The sequence below is a fragment of the Variovorax sp. VRV01 genome, from assembly GCF_014852545.1.
Classification (GTDB): domain Bacteria; phylum Pseudomonadota; class Gammaproteobacteria; order Burkholderiales; family Burkholderiaceae_C; genus Variovorax; species Variovorax beijingensis_A.
Window position 1 is genome coordinate 12095 of record NZ_JACVBS010000010.1, and the last position, 17105, is coordinate 29199.

The window sequence follows — 17105 nt, forward strand, 5'->3', positions numbered from 1 at the left end:
CCGCAGATTATAGCCTGGTTTTTTTCAGTGGCCGAACACCGATGCGCGGTGCAGCGAAATGCCGGCCATCACGCCATCGGCCGAAGCCATCGTGGCGTTGTGGAACATCATGGCCGCATCCCCGGCCGCGAACACGCCGGGCACCGTGGTCATCTTCATCGCGTCGGTGCGGATCAGCGGGCCGAAGCCGCCCTCGTCGATCGCGCATCCGAGCTGCTCGGCCAGCGAGCTCGCCAGGCGCGTGCGCGGCACGAGGAACATCGCATCGAGCGGCACGCGCCGCCCGTCCGCGAGGCGCACGTCCGAGAGCTCGGCAGGCGACGGCCCCTCGAGCGCCGCGATAGGGCCCGGCTCGATCGCCACGCCGCGCGCCTGCAGCCTGGCGCGCGTCTCCTCGTCCACCGTGTTGTTGCCGTTGAGGAACAGCGTGGCCGATCCCCATTCGGCGAACAGGATCGCATGCTCGGGCGCATGCGGCCGTTCGATCAGGATGCCCAGGCGCCGGCCGCCGACTTCATAGCCGTGGCAGTACGGGCAGTGCAGCACGCTGTGGCCCCAGCGTTCGCGCACGCCCTCGATCTGCGGAAAGCCGTCCTCGACGCCGAAGGCGAGCACGATCCGGCGGGCCGACAGCGGCGCGCCGCCGCTTTCGAGCGAAACAGCGAACCCGCCCGCGCCATCGGCCTGCGCCTCGGCGACCCGGCCCTCGACGAAGCTGGCATTCGGATACGCGAGCACCTTGGCGCGCGCATCGGCAATCATCTTCAGCGGCGGCGTGCCGTCCTGGCCGAAGAAGCCGTGCGAAGCGGCGGCGAAGCGGTTGCGCGGCGCGCCCGCATCGACGATGCAGACCTTTTTTCGCGCGCGCGCAAGCTGCAGGGCAGCGGAGAGGCCGGCAAAACTGCCGCCCACGACCAGAGCGTCATAGTGCATGTTCGATGTCCTTGCGAGTGAAGCCGCCGCCCGTCATGCGGCGATGAAAGTCCCGGGAAAGATCGGCCAGCGTGATGCTGCTGAAACGCTCGAACAGCAGGGCCTCGGCCTCGCGGCAGGCGCCGTCGAGCGCCGCGTTCACGGCCTGCTCGACGATGCAGCCGGGGCTCTCGGTGCGGTTGCCCATGGCCAGCAGCGCCGGAGACCCCACGGCCTGGTGGATGTCGCCGAGCGTCACGGCATCGAGCGGGCACGACAGCACCCAGCCGCCGCCATGGCCCTTGGCCGAACTCACGAAGCCGGCCTGGCGCAGGCCCGCCATGACCCGGCGCACGACGACGGGGTTGGTCTGCATGGCCATGGCCAGCGATTCGGAGGTGACGGGCCCTTCCATCTCGGCCATGTGCAGCAGTGCGTGGAGAACGCCTGAAAGCTTGCTGTCTCGTTTCATGCAACATTATTAGTTGCGTGAAAGCTCCGGCGTGCGAAGTAGCCCTCCTTGACCCTGCCGGCATTGCGGTTGCCTGGCCCCCGGGGCAAGGAAGACGCGCGGCCTAACGCACGAGCCCCCATTCCGGACGACGGAGGCGTCCCACACGCGCCGGCGGCCGCCTCGCACACGGCGACATGTGCGGAGGTGGTCACGGTAGCGACCGAACTGGCCCAAAGCCGGTTCTGGTCAATGACCATTCAACGAAAGGAAAAGTCACCTATGAAGCAGCAACAACACAAATCCCTTTTCGTCGGCGCCTTGCTCGCAGGCCTTCTTGCCATGAGCGGCTTCGCACAGGCACAAGGCGTCGGGGTCGGCGTGGGCGTGAATGCCGATGTCAACACATCGGGCAGCGCGAACGCGACCCAACGCCAGGGCGCCGCGGGCGCCGGTGCACGCACCGATGCAGCCGCGCAGACGCGCACCGAGGGAAGCGCCGGCGTGCAGCCGGTCGAAGTCCCCGGCAAGGCCGCAGGCGGCCTGGGCAATACCCTGGGCGGCGTGGTCGGTGGCGCGACGGGTGCAGTCGGCGGTGCCACTGGCGCAGTCAGCGGCGCGACCGGCGCGGTGGGCGGCGCCGCCAATGCTGCGACCGGCACGGCCCGCAACGTGACCGGCGCGACGAACGTCGTGGGCGACACGTTGGGCGGCGCGACCGGCGCCGCGGGCTCGGCCGGCGGCGCGCTGAAGGCGCCAGCCGTGGATGCCAAGGCGCGCGGCAAGGCGCAGGGTTCCGGCGCGGTCGACGTCAAGAAATAAAGCACTTCGCTCAGGGAAAGAAGCCCGCGGTGCGATGCGCCGCGGGCTTTTTTAACTTGCTTCCAGCCTGAACAGGCTCGTCACTTCGACATCGAGCACCATCAGCTCGCGCTGGTTGAAGAGCCGCCAGCGCCAGCGCAGGATGCCGAGCGTCGGCCGTTTTTCGGAGCGCCGCGCCTCGATGACGTCGGCCACCAGCCGCAAGGCATCGCCGGGCCGCACCGGATGCGGCCAGCGCACATGCTCGAGTCCCGGCGACGCAAAGGACTCCGAGCCCCTGAGTGCGGCATCGACCACGAGCCGCATCGCGATCGAGCAGGTGTGCCAGCCGCTCGCGATCAGCCCGCCGAAGGCGCTGTCTGCCGCGGCGACCGGATCGGTGTGGAACCACTGCGGGTCGTAGGCCTGCGCAAAGCCGACGAGCTCCGCTTCGGACACGACATAAGGCCCGGCCTCGATGACCTGGCCGGGGTGGAAGTCGGCGAACTTCATTCGCCGCAGCTTAATACGTCTCCAGGTGCAGGCGGCCTTCGCGCTTCAATGCGGCGCCGACGGTGTCCCAGTCGAGCCCGGCTTCCTTCGCCACGTCGCGCAATGCGAGCACCACGCCTTCTTCCATGCTCTTGAGCCCGCACACGTAGAAGTGGCTCGCGCCGTCCTTCAGCAGCGCGGCCAGGTCGGCGGCGCGCTCGCGCATCAGGTCCTGCACGTAGCGCTTGGGTTGGCCCGGCGTGCGCGAGAACGCGAGGTTGATGTCGATGAAGTCCTTGGGCAGCGACTGCAGCGGACCGAAGTACGGCAGCTCCTGCTGGGTGCGCGCGCCAAAGAACAGCATGAGCTTGCCGCCTTCGAACTTGCCGCTCTTGCGCAGGCGCCGGCGCCATTCGGTCATGGCGCGCATCGGCGCGCTGCCGGTGCCGGTGCAGATCATCACGATGTGCGACCTGGGATGGTTCGGCATCAGGAACGAGGAACCGAAGGGCCCCACCACCTGCACCGTGTCGCCCACCTTCAGGTCGCAGACGTAGTTGGAGCACACGCCGCGCACCGGGTCGCCCTGGTGGTCCTCGGTCACGCGTTTCACGGTGAGCGACACGTTGTTGTAGCCGGGCCGCTCGCCGTTGCGCGGGCTGGCCACCGAGTACTGGCGCGCATGGTGGCGCTTGGCCGTAGCATCGACGCCCGGCGGGACGATGCCGATCGACTGGCCTTCGAGCACCGGGAACGGCACCACGCCGAAGTCGAGCACGATGTGGTGGGTCTCGCTGTCGAAGCCGGCCTCGGTGCAGTTGAAGTTGCCGACCACGGTGGCCGTGGTCGGCGACTTGGGCGCAAAGAGGTTGGTGTAGGCGTGCGCGGCCGACCAGGGCGGCACGGTGGCGCCGTACTGGGCGGAGTTGAAGGCGGGCTCGACGGACTCGACCGCGGCCTGGGCTTGCGCCTGGGTCTGCGCGGGCACGGCGGCCGCCGCATCGCCGGCCGCTTCGGCGGACGCGCCAGCGGCTTCCAGCTCCTCGGGCGTGAGCTCCGCGGGCAGCGATTCCCAGGTGAGCTGTTCCTCGATCGTGTAGGCGCGCACCAGCGGCATCGTGCGCCAGTTGTCGATCGAACCGGTGGGGCACGGCGAGATGCAGGCCATGCAGCCATTGCAGACGTCGGCCCGCACGACGTAGTTGTTGTCGTCGTGCGTGATCGCGTTGACGGGGCAGGTGGCCTCGCAGGTGTTGCAGCGGATGCAGATCTCGGGGTCGATCAGGTGCTGCTTGATGACTCCGGCTTCAACGGCCATGTCCATGTTGTTCTCTCCTGAAAGCCCTCCCCTTTCGGGGGAGGGTTGGGTGGGGGCCCGCGGCGCTTGTCGTGGTCGCGCTGCTGCCCCCATCCCAGCCTTCCCCCGGAAGGGGAAGGAGCAATACCAATACCAATCAGCCGAAACGCACGTACTCGAAATCCACCGGCTGGCGGTTGATGCCCATCACCGGCGGCGAGATCCAGCCCGCGAACTTGCCCGGCTCGACCACGCGGCCCATCAACGATGCCACGAAAGCGAAGTCTTCGGCACTGGGCAACCACTCGCTCTTCTTGGCGGCCCATTCCACGTCGTTCACCACGCGGCCCTCGGGTGACATCTTGATGCCGGCGAGCGCGCCGATCTGGCGGTTGAAGGCCTTGTGCGGCACGGTCAGGCGCGTGGGAATGCCGGCCTTCTCGAGCACCTTGTTCCAGCGGCCGACGCCGGCCACCGAGTCCTTGATGAAGTCGTCGCGCAGCACTTCGTTGAGCGCGTTGAGCATCGGCACGTCCTTCTCGACGAGCTGGCCGTCCTTCACTTCCAGCACTTTGTAGGTCTGGCCCTTGAGCACGTGGTCGTCGCCCCGCTTGCCTTCTTCGTAGCGGCCCTTCAGGCCCGAGCTGTAGAAGATGGCGGCGTTGCTCGACTGGTCGGCGCCGAACAGGTCGATGGTCACGCTGTAGTGGAAGTTCAGGTAGCGCTGGATCGTGCCCAGGTCGATGGCGCCGGCCGCGCGCACCTTCTGCGGGTCGTCGGTCTTGAGCTCGTTCATGACCTGCGCGGTGCGCGCGAGCACGCGCGAGACGCCGCTCTCGCCCACGAACATGTGGTGCGCTTCCTCGGTCAGCATGAACTTGGTGGTGCGCGCCAGCGGATCGAAGGCGCTCTCGGCCAGCGCGGCCAGCTGGAACTTGCCGTCGCGGTCGGTGAAGTAGGTGAACATGAAGAACGCGAGCCAGTCGGGCGTCTTCTCGTTGAAGGCACCCAGAATGCGCGGGTTGTCCTGGTCGCCCGAGGTGCGCTGCAAGAGCGCCTCGGCCTCCTCGCGGCCGTCGCGGCCGAAGTGCTTGTGCAGCAGATAGACCATGGCCCACAGGTGGCGGCCCTCTTCCACATTGATCTGGAACAGGTTGCGCAGGTCGTACATCGAAGGCGCGGTCAAGCCCAGGTGGCGCTGCTGCTCGACCGAGGCGGGCTCGGTGTCGCCCTGCGTCACGATGATGCGGCGCAGGTTGGCGCGGTGCTCGCCGGGCACGTCCTGCCAGGCCTTCTCGCCCTTGTGGTCGCCGAAGTGGATCTCGCGGTTGGCGTCGCCCGGGTTCAGGAAGATGCCCCAGCGGTAGTCGCGCATCTTCACGTGGCCGAACTGCGCCCAGCCCTGCGGGTCGACGCTCACGGCCGTGCGCAGGTAGACCTCGTGGTTGGTCGATCCCTCGGGGCCCACGTCGTCCCACCAGTTGATGAAGTTGGGCTGCCAGCCTTCGAGCGCGCGCTGCAGCGTGCGGTCTTCGCCGAGGTTGACGTTGTTGGGGATCTTCTCGCTGTAGTTGATCGTGCTCATCGTTGTTCCTTGGGTTGTTCAGGCTGCCAGTTCAAACGCGATTCAAGTCGAAGCCGGCTTTCTCGCCGGTGCCGTAGACCTTGAGCGCGCCCTTCTCGCCGACGGCGTTGGGGCGGTTGAAGATCCAGTTCTGCCAGGCGGTGAGCCGGCCGAAGATGCGGGTAGCCATGTTCTCCCGGCTTGCGAAGCGCAGGTTGGCTTCGAGGCCGGTGAGCGCGTCGGGCGACATGGCGGCGCGCTCCTCGACGGCGATGCGGATCTCGTCGTCCCAGTCGATGTCGTCGGGCGCGGCGGTGACGAGGCCGAGCTTCAGGGCTTCGTCGGCATCGAGCGGCTGGCCGGCGGCGGCGCGGGCGGTGTCCAGCGGCGCGGCTTCTTCGTAGAAGCGGCGCTGCAGGCGGCTCTGGTCGTTCACCATCGGGAAGAAGCCGAAGTTGAATTCGTTGAGCACGAGCTTCGGTGCGCGCGCGGCATCGTCGGGCAGCGCGAGCATATAGCTGCGGTCGGCGGCAAAGGCCAGCTCGGCCAAGGTGCCGGCAAAGCAGGAGCCCGCCTCGACCAGCGCAAACAGGCTGCGCGACGACACGTCCAGCCGCGCCAGCGTGCGGCGCAGCGCGCCGATGGTCTCGCGCACCAGCCAGTGGTCCTTGTGGGCGAGCATCACGGCATCCGACGCGAGCACGGCCTGCGCGTCGCCCTCGGTCTTGAGCAGCCAGGTGCCGATGTCGAGCTCGTTGGTGCGCAGGTTGAGGATCGCGTCGTCGAGCTCGCGGCACACGGCCAGCGGCCACCACGCGGCGCCCGCCGCTTCGATGGCGGCAATGTCCGCGGGCTGCGTGCCCGCGGGTGCCTTGACGGTGAGGGTGGCGGTGCGCTTGCTGCGGTCGATCTTCACGTCGACGTGCGAATAGGCGATGCCGTCGGCGCTGTCGGTGCGTTCGAGCCGGCTCAGCGCCACGCCCTTGCCGCTGGCGGGGCGGTCGCTCGCAGCGGCGAGCTGCGCAGCACGCTCCTGCACGGCGGCAGCGAACTGCGCGGGCTTGGCCACGGCATCGACCAGGCGCCATTCGACCGCGCGCTGGCCGCGCACGCCTTCGACGCTGGTGCAGAAAATGTCGGCCAGGTCATGGCGCACATGGCGCTTGTCGGTCACGCGGGTCAGGCCGCCGGTGCCGGGCAGCACGCCGAGCAGCGGCACCTCCGGCAGCGAGACGGCGGAAGAGCGGTCGTCCACCAGCAGGATCTCGTCGCAGGCCAGCGCCAGCTCGTAGCCGCCGCCGGCGCAGGCGCCGTTCACGGCCGCGATGAACTTCAGGCCCGAATGCTTCGACGAATCCTCGATGCCGTTGCGAGTCTCGTTGGTGAACTTGCAGAAGTTCACCTTCCAGGCGTGGCTCGACACGCCGAGCATGAAGATGTTGGCGCCCGAGCAGAAGATGCGGTCCTTGCCGCTGGTGACGATCACGCTGCGCACCTCGGGATGCTCGAAGCGCACGCGGTTGAGCGCGTCGTTGAGCTCGATGTCCACGCCCAGGTCGTAGCTGTTGAGCTTGAGCTTGTAGCCGGGGCGGATGCCGCCGTCTTCCGCGATGTCGAGCACCAGCCGCGCCACCGGCCCTTCGAAGCTGAGCTTCCAGTGCCTGTATTGCGCGGGTTCGATGCGGTAGTCGACGCGCGGGGGCGCCTGAAGGGTCGTGGTCTCGGTCATACGGAAGTCTCCTGTGGGGGCAGATGCAAACCGGAAGAATAATGCACACTCCGGTTCCGATGACATGCATCATGCTGCATGCGAACAGGCAAGTCAATGCCTGAATCTCTTTTTTTCAGATTTCAGGCATGGCCAGACATTGAGGCGGCCTTTTTTCCAGCGAACACCGCGGAACCGGCTTTGCCGGGCCGCTGGTGTTGCCCCCGGGTAGGGGTTGGCGTAGCGACACGAAGTGCGCGAAGACTGGGGGCGAGCCTAGGCAATCCCCATCGACTGGCGCGCCACGGCGCGCAGCGCCTGGAAGCTCTGCGCCAGCGTCTTGCCGCTGGTGTCCACAGAGAGGTCGGCCTTCGAATAGAAGGCGGCGCGGCCGTTCAGGATGCGGCGCAGGTCTTCCATCGCTTCCTTGCTGGCCGCCATCGGGCGGGTGTCGCCCTGCGCGGCCACGCGGCCCATGTGCTCCTCGGGCGCGGCCTGCAGCCACACGGTGGTGCAGTGCGCGAGCAATTCGTTGAAGGTGGCCGGGTCCGAGACGATGCCGCCCGGCGTGGCGATGACCACCTCGCCGTAGATCTGGATGGTTTCCTCGAGCGCGCGGCGCTCGTAGCGGCGGTAGGCATTGGTGCCATAGAGGTCGTGGATCTCGCGCACGCTGCAGCCCGCGAGCTTCTCGATGTCGCGGCTCAGCTCCACGAAGGGCACGTCGAGGTCGTCGGCCAGCATCTGGCCGAGCGTCGACTTGCCCGCGCCGCGCAGGCCCACGAGCGCGATGCGGCGGTGGCGCGCCGGATCGACCGAGGCCGTGCCCAGCAACTCACCCACCGCCACGCGCACGCGGCGCAGGTCGGCCTCGCTGCGGTTCTCGAGCAGCTCGCGGATCAGCAGCCATTCGGGCGAACTGGTGGTCACGTCGCCGACCAGCTCGGCCAGCGAACAATGCAGCGCGCCAGCCACCTGCTGCAGCACCAGGATCGACGCATTGCCGATGCCGTATTCGAGATTGGCCAGGTGCCGCTCCGACACGTCGGCCGCAATGGCTACCGCCTTGCGCGTGAGGCCGCGCTGCGCGCGCAGGTTGCGCACGCGCTCGCCCAATGCCGCCAGCAATGGATTCTTGGCCTCCGCGGCCGGTGCCGCCGGGTTGCCGGCGCGTTGGCCTTCTTCGGGCGCGGGGGCCAGCACCGCGTCTACGTGCTCGTTCATGCATGTCCTCGTTCTTGGCCGGGATTGTGCGCGCTCAGGGTAAACACCATAGATGCACTATATTGCTTGACACCCATGGAGTCGATGCTTATTGTTCGGCCACAAGCAAGATACTGCACGCGCACCAATCCTGCAAGGTAGTCCAAAAGTTCGCTGCGCCATTCACCCTGCCAGCCAGCCTCCAAAAAGGAAGCCCGCCAATGTCCAGCAAGGAAGCATTTCATCAGTTGATCGCCGGCCTGGCCGCCGAAATCGCCGGCCGGCCGCTCGACGAACATCTCGACCAGTGGCTCAATGCCACGCACGGCGCAGGCAGCGCGCGCTTCGAGGCGCTGCGCCAGGCCTGCATCGGCGGCGTGGCCGAAGGCTGGCTGTGCGAGCGCGAAGGCGGCGGCATCCGCTACGGCCGCGTGTTCAAGGCCGAGGACGCGCTGCACCGCTTCTCGGTCGACGTGGTCGACATGCAGGACATCGCGGGGCCGCACCACACCCATCCGAACGGCGAGATCGACCTGATCATGCCGCTCGAAGGCAGCCCCGGCGCCACCTTCGACGGCCGGCCCGCGGGCTGGTGCGTCTACGGGCCGGGCACCGCGCACCGGCCGACCGTGGCGAACGGCCGCGCCCTGGTTCTCTATCTCCTGCCCGAAGGGCAGATCAAGTTCACCGCATGACCGAACTCCTCCCCAATTACATCGCCGGCCGCTGGCAAGGCGGATCGGGCGCCGGCACGCCGCTCTTCGATCCGGTGCTGGGCACCGAGCTCGTGCGCGTCGACGCCACCGGCCTGGACCTGCCCGCCGCCTTTGCCTTTGCGCGCGAACAGGGCGGCCGCGCGCTGCGCGCCCTCAGCTATCGCCAGCGTGCCGGGCTGCTCGGCGCCATCGTGAAGGTGCTGCAGGCCAACCGCGACGCCTACTACGAGATCGCCACCGCGAACTCCGGCACGGTGAAGAACGATTCGGCCGTCGACATCGACGGTGCGATCTTCACGCTGGGCCAGTACGCGAAGTGGGGCGATGCGCTCGGCGACGTGCGCGCGCTGCGCGACGGCGAGGCCGTGAAGCTCGGCAAGGAGCCGGTGTTCCAGTCGCAGCACCTGCAGGTGCCGACGCACGGCGTGGCCCTCTTCATCAACGCCTTCAATTTCCCGTCGTGGGGCCTGTGGGAAAAGGCCGCGCCGGCGCTGCTCTCGGGCGTGCCGGTGATCGTGAAGCCCGCCACGGCCACCGCCTGGCTCACGCAGCGCATGGTCAAGGACGTGGTCGATGCGGGCGTGCTGCCCGCGGGTGCGCTCTCGGTCGTCTGCGGCAGCTCGGCGGGCTTGATGGATGCGCTGCAGCCCTTCGACGTGGTCTCGTTCACCGGCTCGGCCGAGACGGCCGCCGTGATCCGCTCGCACGCGGCCGTGGCCGAACGCTCGGTGCGCGCGAACATCGAGGCCGACAGCCTCAACAGCGCCCTGCTGCTGCCCGGTGCCGCGGCCGGCAGCGAGGCCTTCAACCTGCTGGTGCGCGAAGCGGTGCGCGAGATGACGGTCAAGTCGGGCCAGAAGTGCACCGCGATCCGCCGCATCCTCGTGCCGGCCGAGCTCTATGACGCGGCGGCCGAAGCCATCAGCGCCAAGCTCGCGGGCATCACGGTCGGCAATCCGCGCAACGAGAGCGTGCGCATGGGTGCGCTCGTGAGCCGGGCGCAGATGAAGGCCGTGAGCGAAGGCCTGGAGGCACTGTCTGCGCAGGCCAGCCTGCTGTACGACGGCCGCAACACGCCGCTGATCGATGCCGAACCGTCCGTGGCCGCCTGCATCGGCCCCGTGCTGCTGGGCGCGCGCGATGCCGATGCGGCGCAGCGCGTGCATGACGTGGAAGTGTTCGGGCCGGTCGCCACGCTGCTGCCGTACCGCGATTTGGCGCACGGCATTGCGCTGGCACACCGTGGCCAGGGCTCGCTCGTGACCTCGCTCTATGGCAGCGACGACGCCGCGCTGGCGCAGGCCGCGCTCGCCGTCGCGCCGAGCCACGGCCGCGTGCACGTGATCTCGCCCGAGGTGGCGCAGGCCCACACCGGCCATGGCAACGTGATGCCGATGTCGATGCACGGCGGCCCGGGCCGCGCGGGTGGCGGCGCCGAACTCGGCGGCCTGCGCGCGCTGGACTTCTACCACCGCCGCAGCGCGGTGCAGGCGAGCCCCGGCGTGCTGGCCGCACTGGGCCTCTAGAAAAAGAACCCGGCCGAAGGAGACAACCATGCCCCTGCCCCAACGCTTCAATTTCGCCGAACACCTGTTCGCCCTGAACCGCGGCCGCGCCGATAGCACGGCCTACATCGACGACCGCGGCACGCTCGCCTACGGCCAGCTCGAGGATCGCGCGCGCCGCCTGGCCGCGGCGCTCAAGGCCGCCGGCGTGCGGCGCGAAGAGCGCGTGCTGCTGCTGATGCTCGACAGCAGCGACTGGCCCGTGAGCTTTCTGGGCTGCCTCTATGCCGGCATCGTTCCCGTCGCCGTCAACACGCTGCTCACGCCCGCGGACTACGCCTACATGCTCGACCACAGCCGCGCGCAGGCTGCGCTGGTGTCGGGTACGCTGCTGCCCACGCTGCAGGAGGCGATGGCGCTCGGCGCGCATGAAGTGCACACGCTGATCGTCTCGCAGCCCGCGGGCGCGCTGCCCGATGGCGCGCAGGAATTCGAAGCCGCGCTCGCCGCCACCGCGCCGATGGCGGCGCCCGCGCCCACGGCCTCCGACGACCCCGGCTTCTGGCTGTATTCCTCCGGCTCTACCGGCAAGCCCAAGGGCACGGTCCACACGCATGCCAACCTGTGGTGGACGGCCGAGCTCTACGGCAAGCCGGTGCTCGGGCTGACCGAGAACGATGTGTGCTTCTCGGCCGCCAAGATGTACTTCGCGTACGGCCTGGGCAACGCGCTGACCTTTCCGCTCTCGGTCGGTGCGACCGTGGTGCTGATGGCCGAGCGGCCGACGCCGGACGCGACCTTCCGCCGCTGGGTGGAGCACAAGCCCACCGTGTTCTTCGGTGCGCCCACCGGCTTTGCCGGCATGCTCGCCTCGCCGAAGCTGCCGGCGCGCGAAGCCGTGGCCCTGCGCATGTGTTCTTCCGCCGGCGAGGCATTGCCCGGCGAGATCGCGCAGCGCTTCAAGGCGCACTTCGGCTGCGAGATCATCGACGGCATCGGCTCCACCGAGATGCTGCACATCTTCATCTCCAACCGCCCCGGCGACGTGCGCTACGGCACCACGGGCAAGCCGGTGGAGGGCTACGAAGTCGAACTGCGCGGCGAGGACGGCCGCCCGGTGCCCGATGGCGAAGTGGGCGACCTCTACATCCGCGGCCCGAGTTCGGCACTGATGTACTGGTGCAACCGCGAAAAGTCGCGCGAGACCTTCCAGGGCGGCTGGACCAAGAGCGGCGACAAGTACACGCGCGACGCCGACGGCTACTACACCTACGCCGGGCGCAGCGACGACATGCTGAAGGTCAGCGGCATCTATGTGTCGCCGTTCGAGGTGGAAGCCACGCTGATGCAGCACCCCGCGGTGCTCGAGGCCGCGGTGATCGGCAAGGAAGACGCGGACGGGCTGACCAAGACCAAGGCCTTCGTGGTGCTGAAGGACGGCCAGTCGGTCAGCGAAGAGGAGCTGAAGGCCTTCGTGAAGGAACGGCTCGCGCCCTACAAGTACCCGCGCTTCCTGGAGTTCGTGCAGGAGCTGCCGAAGACGGCGACGGGGAAGATCCAGCGCTTTCGCTTGCGCGAGCGGGAGAAGCAGGCATGAGCGTCCCCTTGCCTTTTTTCTCCCTCCCCTCCCGGGGGAGGGTTGGGGTGGGGGCAGGCGGCCTTTGCAAAGGCATGGCTTCTGCCAGTGCCGGGAGCCCCCATCCCAGCCTTCCCCCGGAGGGGGAAGGAGCAACACCATGAGCTCCCCCGACTTCGCCACCATCAACTGGCGCGGCCGTCCCGTGCAGATCGAATGCCAGTGGATCTCCCCCGAACGCAGCGATGCCCCACTCATCGTCTTCCTGCACGAAGGCCTCGGCTCGATTGCCATGTGGAAGGACTTCCCCGCGCAAGTCTGCGAAGCCGCCAATGCCCGCGGCCTCGTGTTCTCGCGCCCCGGCTACGGCCGCTCCACGCCGCGCGCCGGCGGCGAGATCTGGGACGTCGACTTCATGCACCGCCAGGCGCACGAGGTGCTGCCCGCCCTCTTCACCGCCCTGGAGCTCGACGCTGAAAAGCCCTGGCTCTTCGGCCACAGCGACGGCGGCTCGATCTCGCTGCTTTATGCCTCGCGCTTCCCGGACCGCGTCGAAGGCCTCGTGGTGCTCGCGCCGCACATCTTCGTGGAGGACGTGACCGTCGCGAACATCGAACAGGCCCGCACCGCCTACCTCTCGACCGACCTGCCGAAGAAGCTCGGCCGCTACCACGACAGCGCCGACTCGGCCTTCTGGGGCTGGAACCGCATCTGGCTGCACCCGCCCTTCCGCGAATGGAACATCGAGGCCGAGCTCGACACCATCCGCTGCCCGGTGCTCGCCATCCAGGGCATCGGCGACGAGTACGGCACGCTCGCGCAGATCCGCGGCATCGCGGCACGGGTCAGGGGATGCGAGCTGCTCGAAATCCCGGAATGCGGGCATTCCCCGCATCGCGATCAGCCGGATCGTGTCATCGTCGCGGCCACTTCTTTCATTGCCAAAAACAGGAGACAAACACCATGACCATCCGTACCGCCCGCCTCGCGCTCACCGCGATCGCCTTCGCCGCCCTGGCCAGCGCCGCCGGCGCCCAGGGCACCGGCAAACTCAAGGTCGGCCTGATGCTGCCCTACAGCGGCACCTACACCGCGCTGGGCGTGGCCATCGAGAACGGCTTCAAGCTCTATGTCGACGAGCACGGCGGCAAGCTCGCCGGCCGCGAGATCGAATACTTCAAGGTCGATGACGAGTCCGACCCCGCCAAGGCCACCGACAACGTCAACAAGCTGATCAAGCGCGACAACGTCGACGTGATCGTGGGCACGGTGCACTCCGGCGTGGCCATGGCCATGGCCAAGGCCGCGAAGGAAAGCGGCACCGTGCTGATCGTGCCCAATGCCGGCGCCGACGCGGTCACGGGCCCGATGTGCGCGCCCAACATCTTCCGCAGCTCGTTCAGCAACTGGCAGCCGGCCTACGCGATGGGCGAAGTGGCGGCCAAGCAGCAGGGCAAGAAGAAGGCGATGACCATCACCTGGAAGTACGCGGCCGGCGACGAGTCGGTCAACGGCTTCAAGGAAGGCTTCGAGAAGAACGGCGGCAAGGTCGAGAAGCAGCTCACGCTGCCCTTTCCCAACGTGGAGTTCCAGGCGCTCCTGACCGAGATCGCGGCGGCCAAGCCCGATGCGGTGTATGCCTTCTTCGCGGGCGGCGGCGCGGTGAAGTTCGTCAAGGACTACCAGGCCGCAGGCCTCAACAAGACGATTCCGCTCTACGGCCCGGGCTTCCTGACCGACGGCACCCTGGATGCGCAGGGCGAAGCCGCGCAAGGCATGCTGACCACGCTGCACTATGCCGACGGCCTCAACACCGCGCGCGACAACGCCTTCCGCGTGGCATATGCCAAGTCGTTCAAGCTGCAGCCCGACGTGTACGCGGTGCAGGGCTACGACGCAGCGCAGATGCTGGGCGTGGGCCTGGCCGCCACCAAGGGCGACATCGGCAAGAAGGCCGAGTTCACGGCCGCCATCGAGAAGGCGAAGATCGACAGCCCGCGCGGCACGTTCACGATGAGCAAGTCGCACAACCCGGTGCAGGACATCTACCTGCGCAAGGTGGAAGGCAAGGAGAACAAGCTGGTGAGCATCGCGATCAAGGGCCTGACGGACCCGGCCCGCGGATGCAGGATGTGACCCACCCCCGTCCCTCGCTCACTTCGTGTAGCTCGACTCCCCCCTCGAGGGGGCGACACCGGCGGACCGGCGAAGCCGGATCCGCGGTGTCTCACGAACATCGCGGGCGCTTTCGCGCCACGCTCTCCAAGCCCCCTACCGGGATGACCTAACGTGGATTTCGGCACCTTCCTTGTCCAGTGCCTGAACTCGGTTCAGTACGGACTTCTTCTGTTCCTGGTGGCCTCGGGGCTCACGCTGATCTTCGGGATCATGGGCGTGATCAACCTTGCGCACGGCAGCTTCTACATGATCGGCGCGTACATGGCGTTCGCGCTCGCGCCGCTGTTCGGCGACCAGTTCCTCTTGATGCTGGTGGCCGGCGTGGTGCTGGCAGCCATCTTCGGCTACCTGCTCGAATGGGCCTTCTTCAGCTACCTCTACCAGCGCGACCACCTGCAGCAGGTGCTGATGACCTACGGGCTCATCCTGGTGTTCGAGGAGCTGCGCTCCATCCTGGTGGGCAACGACGTGCATGGCGTGAAGGTGCCGGCCTGGCTGGACGGCAGCTTCGCGCTCGGCAACGTCATGAGCTATCCCTGGTACCGGCTCTTCGCCTCGGCCGCCTGCATCGTGCTGGCGGTGGCGCTGTACTGGGTGGTCAACCGCACGCGGCTGGGCATGATGATCCGCGCAGGCGCGAGCAACCGCGACATGGTGCGCGGCCTGGGCATCGACGTGAAGCGGCTCTACCGCATCGTGTTCGCGGCCGGCGTGGCGCTCGCGGCGCTGGCCGGCATGATCGCGGCGCCGATGTCCTCGGTGTATCCGAACATGGGGGCGAGCGTGCTCATCATCTGCTTCGTGCTGGTGGTGATCGGCGGCATCGGCTCGATCACGGGCGCGCTCGTGGCCTCGCTGCTGGTGGGCTTCGTCGACACCTTCGGCAAGGTGTTCTTCGCGGACCTGAGCGGCATCGGCATTTACCTGCTGATGGCCATCGTGCTGATCTGGAAGCCCGAAGGGCTGATGGGGAGGCGGCCATGACGCAGGTCCACACTTCTTCCGTGCGGCGCGGCGCGTTTCTCGTGCCGGTGGCCTGCGCCATTGCGATCGGCGTGCTCGGCCCGATGATGGGCAACTACGTCTCGGACTTCGTCGTCAAGGTGATGATCCTGTCGATCTTCGCGCTGAGCCTCGAACTGCTGGTCGGCATGACGGGCCTCGTGAGCCTGGGCCATGCGGCGTTCTACGGCATCGGCGCCTACGTGACGGTGCTGGCCTCGGGCAACGAAGGCGGCAACCTCGCGCTGCTGCTGCCGCTGGCCATGGGCGCGGCGGCGCTCTATGCATTGTTCGTGGGCGCGCTGAGCCTGCGCACGCGCGGCGTGTACTTCATCATGGTGACGCTGGCCTTCGCGCAGATGGCCTTCTTCGTGTTCCACGACACCAAGGTGGGCGGCGGCAGCGACGGCATCTACATGTATGTGCGGCCGGCCATCGGCAAGCTCGACATGGAGAACCGCATGGTGCTGTTCTACGTGGTGCTCGCATCGCTGGTGTTCACCTACGGCTTGCTGGCGCTCGTTCGCCGCTCGCGCTTCGGCGCGGCGCTCGCGGGCATCCGCGTGAACGAGCAGCGCATGCGCGCGGCCGGTTTCCCGGTGTACGGCTACAAGCTCGCGGCCTTCGTGCTGGCGGGTGCGCTGGCGGGGCTCGCGGGCTTCCTGCTGGCCTCGCGCGACGGCGTGGTCAACCCCGAGCTGATGGCCTGGCACAACTCGGGCGAGGTGCTGCTGATGGTGATCCTCGGCGGCCTCGGCCACCTGCGCGGCGCGGTCATCGGCGCCATCGCGTTCACGCTGCTGAAGGAGATCTTCTCGACGCATGCGGTGATGGGGCCGCTCGCGGACCACTGGCAGCTGACGCTGGGCATCGCGATCATCGTGTTCGTGGCGTGGCTGCCCAAGGGGTTGATCGGGCTGGCAAAACGGCTCTCGCCGAAGGGGGCTGCATGACGACCGCACTGCTTTCCGTCGAAGGCCTCACGCGCCGCTTCGGCGGCCTCACCGCCGTCAACGCCATCACGCTCGACCTGCACGTGGGCGAAGTCCATGCGGTGATCGGCACCAACGGCGCAGGCAAGTCGACGCTGATCAACATGCTCTCGGGCGAGATCGAAGCCTCCGAAGGCCGCATCGCGCTCGACGGTGTCGACATCACGCGCCGCGCGCAGTGGCGCCGCGCACGTGCCGGCGTGGGCCGCAGCTACCAGCGCACCACCATCTTCCCGGAGTTCAGCGTGCACGAGAACTGCCGGCTCGCAGCGCAGGCCGCCACGGCGCGGCCCTGGACGGTGTGGCAGTCGTCAGGGCGCTGCGCGGCCAGCAATGCGGCGGCCGATGCGGCGCTCGAAGCCGCGGGCCTGTCGACCGAAGCCCTGCGCATCGCCGGCACGCTGAGCCATGGCGCGCAGCGCCAGCTCGAAGTGGCAATGTGCCTGGCCACCAAACCGCGCGTGCTGCTGCTCGACGAGCCGCTCGCGGGCATGGGCGCCGAGGAAACCGACCGCATGCTCACGCTGCTCGCGCGGCTGAAGGCCACGCACGCGATCCTGCTGGTGGAGCACGACATGGACGCGGTGTTCCGCATTGCCGACCGCATCACGGTGATGGTGAACGGCACGGTCATCGCGACCGGCGATCCGAAATCGATCCGCGAGAACCCCGAAGTGCGCACCGCCTACCTTGGAGAGGATCACTGAC

Annotated in this window: 16 protein-coding genes; 9 read left to right on the forward strand and 7 right to left on the reverse strand. The window is 68.1% G+C overall.

Annotation, left to right across the window (positions count from 1 at the left end):
* Positions 1–24: 24 nt before the first annotated feature.
* Positions 25–933, reverse strand: a complete 909-nt coding sequence (locus IB278_RS18440; protein ID WP_192324729.1) for an NAD(P)/FAD-dependent oxidoreductase — start codon at positions 931–933, stop codon at positions 25–27.
* The gene (locus tag IB278_RS18445) at positions 923–1384 is read right to left on the reverse strand and encodes an RrF2 family transcriptional regulator (RefSeq protein ID WP_192324731.1); all 462 of its coding nucleotides are present in this window, start codon (positions 1382–1384) and stop codon (positions 923–925) included. The genes IB278_RS18440 and IB278_RS18445 overlap by 11 nt, the downstream gene beginning before the upstream one ends.
* A gap of 261 nt (positions 1385–1645) precedes the next feature.
* On the opposite strand from IB278_RS18445, the gene IB278_RS18450 reads away from it, so the two are divergent.
* Positions 1646–2185, forward strand: coding sequence for an adhesin (locus tag IB278_RS18450; protein WP_145738779.1), 540 nt, complete (start codon positions 1646–1648; stop codon positions 2183–2185).
* A 51-nt stretch (positions 2186–2236) separates the two neighbouring features.
* Here IB278_RS18450 and IB278_RS18455 read toward each other — a convergent pair whose 3' ends face one another.
* The 5 genes from IB278_RS18455 to IB278_RS18475 all read right to left on the reverse strand — a co-directional run bounded on the left by IB278_RS18455 (position 2237) and on the right by IB278_RS18475 (position 8449).
* A complete protein-coding gene (locus tag IB278_RS18455) occupies positions 2237–2677 on the reverse strand; it encodes a MaoC family dehydratase (RefSeq protein ID WP_192324733.1) in 441 nt (146 codons plus the stop codon).
* A gap of 10 nt (positions 2678–2687) precedes the next feature.
* Positions 2688–3980: a benzoyl-CoA 2,3-epoxidase subunit BoxA gene (boxA, locus tag IB278_RS18460; protein WP_192324735.1), complete on the reverse strand. Its 1293-nt coding sequence runs from the start codon at positions 3978–3980 to the stop codon at positions 2688–2690.
* A 130-nt stretch (positions 3981–4110) separates the two neighbouring features.
* Positions 4111–5538 carry a benzoyl-CoA 2,3-epoxidase subunit BoxB gene (gene boxB, locus IB278_RS18465; RefSeq protein WP_192324737.1) on the reverse strand — a complete coding sequence of 476 codons (1428 nt, stop codon included), beginning with the start codon at positions 5536–5538 and terminating at the stop codon, positions 4111–4113.
* Between the two features lie 31 nt (positions 5539–5569).
* Positions 5570–7246 (reverse strand): 2,3-epoxybenzoyl-CoA dihydrolase, encoded by a 1677-nt coding sequence (gene boxC, locus IB278_RS18470; RefSeq protein ID WP_192324738.1) that lies wholly within the window; start codon positions 7244–7246, stop codon positions 5570–5572.
* 255 nt (positions 7247–7501) lie between these two features.
* Positions 7502–8449, reverse strand: a complete 948-nt coding sequence (locus IB278_RS18475; protein WP_145738787.1) for a helix-turn-helix transcriptional regulator — start codon at positions 8447–8449, stop codon at positions 7502–7504.
* A gap of 200 nt (positions 8450–8649) precedes the next feature.
* Here IB278_RS18475 and IB278_RS18480 point away from each other — a divergent pair, with 200 nt between their 5' ends.
* The 8 genes from IB278_RS18480 to IB278_RS18515 all read left to right on the forward strand — a co-directional run bounded on the left by IB278_RS18480 (position 8650) and on the right by IB278_RS18515 (position 17104).
* A complete protein-coding gene (locus IB278_RS18480; protein ID WP_192324740.1) occupies positions 8650–9123 on the forward strand; it encodes a DUF4863 family protein in 474 nt (157 codons plus the stop codon).
* Positions 9120–10670 carry a 3,4-dehydroadipyl-CoA semialdehyde dehydrogenase gene (locus IB278_RS18485; RefSeq protein WP_192324742.1) on the forward strand — a complete coding sequence of 517 codons (1551 nt, stop codon included), beginning with the start codon at positions 9120–9122 and terminating at the stop codon, positions 10668–10670. The genes IB278_RS18480 and IB278_RS18485 overlap by 4 nt, the downstream gene beginning before the upstream one ends.
* A 28-nt stretch (positions 10671–10698) precedes the next feature.
* The gene (locus IB278_RS18490; RefSeq protein ID WP_145738794.1) at positions 10699–12246 is read left to right on the forward strand and encodes a benzoate-CoA ligase family protein; all 1548 of its coding nucleotides are present in this window, start codon (positions 10699–10701) and stop codon (positions 12244–12246) included.
* 139 nt (positions 12247–12385) lie between these two features.
* Positions 12386–13192 (forward strand): alpha/beta fold hydrolase, encoded by an 807-nt coding sequence (locus IB278_RS18495; RefSeq protein ID WP_145738796.1) that lies wholly within the window; start codon positions 12386–12388, stop codon positions 13190–13192.
* Positions 13189–14361, forward strand: coding sequence for an ABC transporter substrate-binding protein (locus tag IB278_RS18500; protein WP_192324744.1), 1173 nt, complete (start codon positions 13189–13191; stop codon positions 14359–14361). Before IB278_RS18495 ends, IB278_RS18500 begins: the two co-directional genes overlap by 4 nt.
* 153 nt (positions 14362–14514) lie before the next feature.
* Positions 14515–15387 (forward strand): branched-chain amino acid ABC transporter permease, encoded by an 873-nt coding sequence (locus tag IB278_RS18505; RefSeq protein ID WP_021004792.1) that lies wholly within the window; start codon positions 14515–14517, stop codon positions 15385–15387.
* Positions 15384–16358, forward strand: coding sequence for a branched-chain amino acid ABC transporter permease (locus tag IB278_RS18510; RefSeq protein ID WP_145738799.1), 975 nt, complete (start codon positions 15384–15386; stop codon positions 16356–16358). Before IB278_RS18505 ends, IB278_RS18510 begins: the two co-directional genes overlap by 4 nt.
* The gene (locus IB278_RS18515) at positions 16355–17104 is read left to right on the forward strand and encodes an ABC transporter ATP-binding protein (RefSeq protein WP_145738801.1); all 750 of its coding nucleotides are present in this window, start codon (positions 16355–16357) and stop codon (positions 17102–17104) included. Before IB278_RS18510 ends, IB278_RS18515 begins: the two co-directional genes overlap by 4 nt.
* Position 17105: the final 1 nt, after the last annotated feature.

Coding starts and splice junctions, on each gene's coding strand:
- IB278_RS18440 (WP_192324729.1), bottom strand. CDS start 933: ATGCACTATGACGCTCTGGTCGTGGGCGGCAGTTTTGCCGGCCTCTCC.
- IB278_RS18445 (WP_192324731.1), bottom strand. CDS start 1,384: ATGAAACGAGACAGCAAGCTTTCAGGCGTTCTCCACGCACTGCTGCAC.
- IB278_RS18450 (WP_145738779.1), top strand. CDS start 1,646: ATGAAGCAGCAACAACACAAATCCCTTTTCGTCGGCGCCTTGCTCGCA.
- IB278_RS18455 (WP_192324733.1), bottom strand. CDS start 2,677: ATGAAGTTCGCCGACTTCCACCCCGGCCAGGTCATCGAGGCCGGGCCT.
- boxA (WP_192324735.1), bottom strand. CDS start 3,980: ATGGACATGGCCGTTGAAGCCGGAGTCATCAAGCAGCACCTGATCGAC.
- boxB (WP_192324737.1), bottom strand. CDS start 5,538: ATGAGCACGATCAACTACAGCGAGAAGATCCCCAACAACGTCAACCTC.
- boxC (WP_192324738.1), bottom strand. CDS start 7,246: ATGACCGAGACCACGACCCTTCAGGCGCCCCCGCGCGTCGACTACCGC.
- IB278_RS18475 (WP_145738787.1), bottom strand. CDS start 8,449: ATGAACGAGCACGTAGACGCGGTGCTGGCCCCCGCGCCCGAAGAAGGC.
- IB278_RS18480 (WP_192324740.1), top strand. CDS start 8,650: ATGTCCAGCAAGGAAGCATTTCATCAGTTGATCGCCGGCCTGGCCGCC.
- IB278_RS18485 (WP_192324742.1), top strand. CDS start 9,120: ATGACCGAACTCCTCCCCAATTACATCGCCGGCCGCTGGCAAGGCGGA.
- IB278_RS18490 (WP_145738794.1), top strand. CDS start 10,699: ATGCCCCTGCCCCAACGCTTCAATTTCGCCGAACACCTGTTCGCCCTG.
- IB278_RS18495 (WP_145738796.1), top strand. CDS start 12,386: ATGAGCTCCCCCGACTTCGCCACCATCAACTGGCGCGGCCGTCCCGTG.
- IB278_RS18500 (WP_192324744.1), top strand. CDS start 13,189: ATGACCATCCGTACCGCCCGCCTCGCGCTCACCGCGATCGCCTTCGCC.
- IB278_RS18510 (WP_145738799.1), top strand. CDS start 15,384: ATGACGCAGGTCCACACTTCTTCCGTGCGGCGCGGCGCGTTTCTCGTG.
- IB278_RS18515 (WP_145738801.1), top strand. CDS start 16,355: ATGACGACCGCACTGCTTTCCGTCGAAGGCCTCACGCGCCGCTTCGGC.